Origin of the sequence: Ideonella azotifigens (genome assembly GCF_006519715.1) — a bacterium.
In the GTDB taxonomy this organism is placed as follows: Bacteria; Pseudomonadota; Gammaproteobacteria; order Burkholderiales; family Burkholderiaceae_C; genus Ideonella; species Ideonella azotifigens.
Genome location: NZ_VIDT01000504.1, coordinates 1 through 4,130 on the forward strand (window position 1 = coordinate 1; position 4,130 = coordinate 4,130).

The window sequence follows — 4,130 nt, forward strand, 5'->3', positions numbered from 1 at the left end:
CTGAGTTCCCCGCCGCGGCCGGCGCCTGATCGTGCTGGACACCTGGCGCGCCAGCCCCGCCGAAGGCCTGTACTGGCAGCGCGGCTACCAGCGCTGCGGCTTCATCCCGGACTACGCCAAGACGGCCGAAGGCGGCGCAGGCGCCACCCGCGTGATGTTCAAGCGCCTGGGGGCAGCCGGGCTGCAGGTTCGACCCAGCACACCCGATGCGCTCGAAGCACAAGCTCTGCTCGACGCCCTCTCCGCAGAATTGCTGCGCAAGTACGGCTCAGACGGCCGCGCCGGCCTGGCCGACTGGTCGCCCACCAGCAGCGCCTTCGCCCTCGCCTGGAATGGCGAAGGCAAGGCCGTCGGCTGCGGCGCCTTCCGCCCGCTCCTGTTGCCCGCAGCAGAAGGGCCGACCCGCTGCGCGGAGATCAAGCGCATGTACGCCAGCGAATCCAGCCGCGGCATCGGCCAAGCCGTCCTGGCCTGGTTGAGCCACGAAGCCTGGACCCAAGGCTTCCGCGAACTGCGCCTCGAAACCCGCCGCGCGAACACACGGGCGCTGCGGTTTTATGCGGCGCAGGGGTTCACGGAATGCGCGCCATGGGGGCGGTATGTCGGGCGGGCGGAATCGGTGTGCCTGGGATTGGCGCTGGAAGATTGACACCCACGTCATCTGCCGCAAGCGATGCCTCAGTCCACAGCAGCCTGTGCCTCAGATGAATTCCAGGAACTTTCGCCCGTCGGCGACCACCTCGGAGGCCAGCTTCATGTCCATGGTTGCAAGCTTGCCTTTGTTCGCCCGCGCCAAGGCAAGAAGGTAGCTGTCGGTCACGCGCGAATGGCTGGACAACAGCGCTGGATCAACGCCTGCGCTGTCCACCAAGCTGATGCTGTCGGCCCAGAACTCGTGCCCAGCCATGCTCCGCATGGCGGTGAGTGCCCCTACCACCGAGCTCGGTGGTCCAGGTGAATTGGGGTACTTCGGATGCCCCACGATTCGAAGCAGTCCGTTCTCGGTGATGGGGCAGGTCGCGAAGGCCTTTCGACCCAAGCGGCCAAACCATTCATGAACCGATTCGTGTTGAACGTGTGCGGGGTCGATCAACGCAATCAGGACGTTCACGTCCAGCAAATAGCGCGTCAAGCTTGCTCGTCCCGCAACTGATTCACCAACTCAAGCGTCACGGTTTGACCGCCCTTGCGAACCGGCAGCAACGGGATGCCGTTGCGCTCGCTTGCGCCACCGCGCTTGCCACGGGACAGCCCCTGGCGCGCCAGCGAGGAGATGACCTCGCCGAGGCTGCGTTGCTCTCGCTCAGCCAAGTGCTTCGCGGCAGCCAGCACGTCGTCATCGATTGCTAGCGTTGTGCGCATGATCGCCTCCGAAGATTGATGCCGAGCATCATACATCTCGCATCACAGTCAATGGCCGTGATCGGACGCGCTGGCTCCGGATAGGCGTTGGACAACGCGCTCCACTGTCTTTCGGTCGTCACGCAACCGGGCCAAGTCGATGAAGACCGGGCCCCGCACCATCGCGCAAGCAGTCACCAGCCCGGCGAAGAAACGCCGGGGGGGGCGTCACGACTTCAGTCACCCGCCCGGCAAAAGACAAGGCGGTCTTCCGGGCTCCAGAGGTGATCGGCGCCGGACCGGTAGCCGCGCAGCCACAGCACCCCTTCGATCCGCCGCAGGTAGAAGCCTTTGGGCGTGTCGTCATCTTCAGCAATCGGCAGCGACGCCACCGTCAGCGAGCCCGGTGGCGCGCGGTGCTGCGTGACCGGCTGCCCGAGAAAGCCTTCGGCCTGGTCGAGGAACTGGAGCCGGAGATGCGGCCCAAGTTCAAGCGGGCACGGCGTCAGGCCTTGGCTCATCGCTCGCTCGATCACTTGCGCCCAGGTCGCCCCCTCGGCGAAGCCCAATTCGGCAACGGCAAGCTCGACGACCTCCCGCAGCGAAGTCACCGCAGAGGTCGTGAAGCGCTCGTCTGCAAAGAGCGATTTGCCGGCTTCGTTGAGCGCCACACCTGCGGCCTCGAGCTGGGCCAGCAGTTCGGCCTTGCTCGCGCCACCCACCCTGACTTGTCGCAATGCGGCTCCCTCCCGTCTTCGACTGGCGCTCGTTTTATCGAGCGAGCCGGCCTCCGTCAAGTCGACGCGAAGCCCGCCCCAACAGAAGAAGGCTGGCAGATCGATTCAGACATTGAACGGCAAGAAATGAGCTCGTTCATGCGCTGCCGCAAACCCCAGCACGTATTTGCCTTGCATGGCGAATGTCGGCGGCGCCGAGGCCGAATGTTCCCTGCCAGCAACACCGTGCCCAACACCTCGCATGGCGTCGCAGCCACAATGCCGGCCGGATCTGGGGTTGATTTCATCGAAAGCGCCGAATGCCATTTTCCCGCCGCCTGTCCAGGCTGCTGCACGCAGGCCTGTTGTCATGTTCCGCCATGCTGTTGTCCGCCGCGCCGCTGGCCCGTGCCAGTGACATCCTGATCGGCCAGTCGGCCGAGCTTTCGGGGGAGGCTTCCGCCAAGGACAACGTGGAAGGCGCGGAAGCGTATTTCCGGGCCGTCAATGCGCGCGGCGGGGTCAACGGCAGCAAGATCCGCCTGATTTCGCTGGACGACAAGCGCGACCCGAAACTCGCTGTGGAGAACACCAAGACGCTGATCGACGACAAGAACGTCATCGCGCTGTTCAGCTACCGCTCCACGCCCACGGTGCAGGCCGTGCTGCCGATGGTGCAGGAGCGCAAGATTCCGTTGGTGGGACCGATCACCGGGGCAGCCGCATTGCGCAAGCCGGGCAATGACTACGTCTACAACCTGCGCGCCAGCTACGCCGACGAGGCGGCCAAGATCGTGCAGCAGATCGGCACCATGGGCATCAGCCGGGTGGCGGTGTTCTTCCAGGAAGACGCATTTGGCAAGGAAGTTCGCGACCACTTCGAGACAGCCATCAAGTCGCAGAAGATGACTGAGGTCGCTTCGGCAAGCTTCAACCGGCAGGACATGCAGGTGGCGCCTGCCGTCGCGAAGATTGCCGCGGCCGAGCCACAGGCCGTGCTGATGGCCTGCACGCCCAAGGGCTGCGCGCTGTTCATCCGCGCGATGCGGGCCAGAGGGTCCCACCCGCAGTTCATTGCGGTGTCCAACGTCAACGGCCAGGAGTTCTTCACCGAGCTGGCCAGCGAGTGCCGCGGCGTGGCGATCTCGCAGGTGGTGCCGCACCCGACCAACATCGGCGTGGCCGTGGTCAACGAGTTCCAGGCATCGCGCAAAGGCATGGAATCGCCGCCACCGGTCAATTTCGCGGCCATGGAAGGCTTCCTGAACGCCAAGCTGCTGGTCGAAGGCCTCAAGCGGGCCGGCCCCAATCCCACGTCGGCCAAGCTGGCCGCGGCGCTGGACAGCTTCCGCGACCTGGACCTCGGCGGCGTGCGCGTTGGCTTTTCGCCGCAGGAGCGCGCGGGTCCGCGCTTTGTTGAACTGACGGTGCTGACCGAGGACTGCAAGGTCCGGCGCTGAGCCTGCCGCCGAGGCTGCGGGTCAAGCAGGCGGCCTCTTCGGCCGCTCGTCCAGCACCCGCCGCACCAGCGCCGGCAGCTGCTCCACGCTGAACTCCTTCTGCAGCAGCGCCTTCACGCCGGCCTCCCTGGCCGCCTGCCGCACTTCGTCGGACAGGTAGCCTGAGCTGATGACGACCGGCAGTTCGGGGCGCAGTTCGGCGCTGGCCTGGGCGAGTTCCAGGCCCGAGAGTTCGGGCATGTTGAAGTCGCTGAGCAGCAGGTCGTAGGCCGCAGCGTTGTGCCGCAGTTCGGTCAGCGCGGCAGGCGACTGCTCGAACAAGGTGACGCGGTAGCCGGCGGTTTGCAGCAGGCGTTCGACGATCAGGCCGATCGCAGGATCGTCGTCGACCACCAGCACGTGTTCGCCCTGGCCGGCGGTGCCGGCAGGCGCCGGAGCTGGCGCACTGGGCGGCTGCGCGACGGGTTCATCGGCCAGTGGCAGGTAAAGCGTGAAGCAGCTGCCAGCGCCGGGGCTGCTGTCGACCGTGATGCTGCCGCGGTGGGTGGCCACGATGCCGTGCACCACGGCCAGGCCCAGGCCGGTGCCGTGGCCCACGCCCTTGGTGGTGAAG

7 protein-coding genes are annotated in these 4,130 nt (G+C 66.2%); 2 read left to right on the forward strand and 5 right to left on the reverse strand.

Annotated features, from left to right (window positions below; all coding sequences use genetic code 11):
* Positions 1–31 precede the first annotated feature (31 nt).
* Positions 32–649: a GNAT family N-acetyltransferase gene (locus FKP22_RS22890; protein WP_141289986.1), complete on the forward strand. Its 618-nt coding sequence runs from the start codon at positions 32–34 to the stop codon at positions 647–649.
* A 51-nt stretch (positions 650–700) separates the two neighbouring features.
* Here the strand turns inward: FKP22_RS22890 and FKP22_RS22895 are convergent, their stop codons facing one another.
* From FKP22_RS22895 to FKP22_RS32520, 4 genes are all read right to left on the reverse strand, one after another.
* On the reverse strand, positions 701–1,132 hold the full coding sequence (locus tag FKP22_RS22895) for a TA system VapC family ribonuclease toxin (protein WP_141289987.1): 432 nt from the start codon (positions 1,130–1,132) through the stop codon (positions 701–703).
* Positions 1,129–1,398 carry a CopG family transcriptional regulator gene (locus FKP22_RS22900; RefSeq protein ID WP_231010027.1) on the reverse strand — a complete coding sequence of 90 codons (270 nt, stop codon included), beginning with the start codon at positions 1,396–1,398 and terminating at the stop codon, positions 1,129–1,131. Before FKP22_RS22900 ends, FKP22_RS22895 begins: the two co-directional genes overlap by 4 nt.
* 179 nt (positions 1,399–1,577) lie before the next feature.
* Positions 1,578–2,138: a hypothetical protein gene (locus FKP22_RS22905; protein ID WP_211361533.1), complete on the reverse strand. Its 561-nt coding sequence runs from the start codon at positions 2,136–2,138 to the stop codon at positions 1,578–1,580.
* Between the two features lie 45 nt (positions 2,139–2,183).
* Positions 2,184–2,429 carry a hypothetical protein gene (locus FKP22_RS32520; RefSeq protein WP_170201027.1) on the reverse strand — a complete coding sequence of 82 codons (246 nt, stop codon included), beginning with the start codon at positions 2,427–2,429 and terminating at the stop codon, positions 2,184–2,186.
* 8 nt (positions 2,430–2,437) lie between these two features.
* Between FKP22_RS32520 and FKP22_RS22910 the strand changes: the two genes are divergently transcribed.
* Complete coding sequence (locus FKP22_RS22910) at positions 2,438–3,517, forward strand: ABC transporter substrate-binding protein (protein ID WP_170201028.1); 1,080 nt, start codon at positions 2,438–2,440, stop codon at positions 3,515–3,517.
* Between the two features lie 21 nt (positions 3,518–3,538).
* Here FKP22_RS22910 and FKP22_RS22915 read toward each other — a convergent pair.
* A partial coding sequence (locus FKP22_RS22915; protein WP_141289990.1) for a response regulator occupies positions 3,539–4,130 on the reverse strand: 592 nt, incomplete at its 5' end.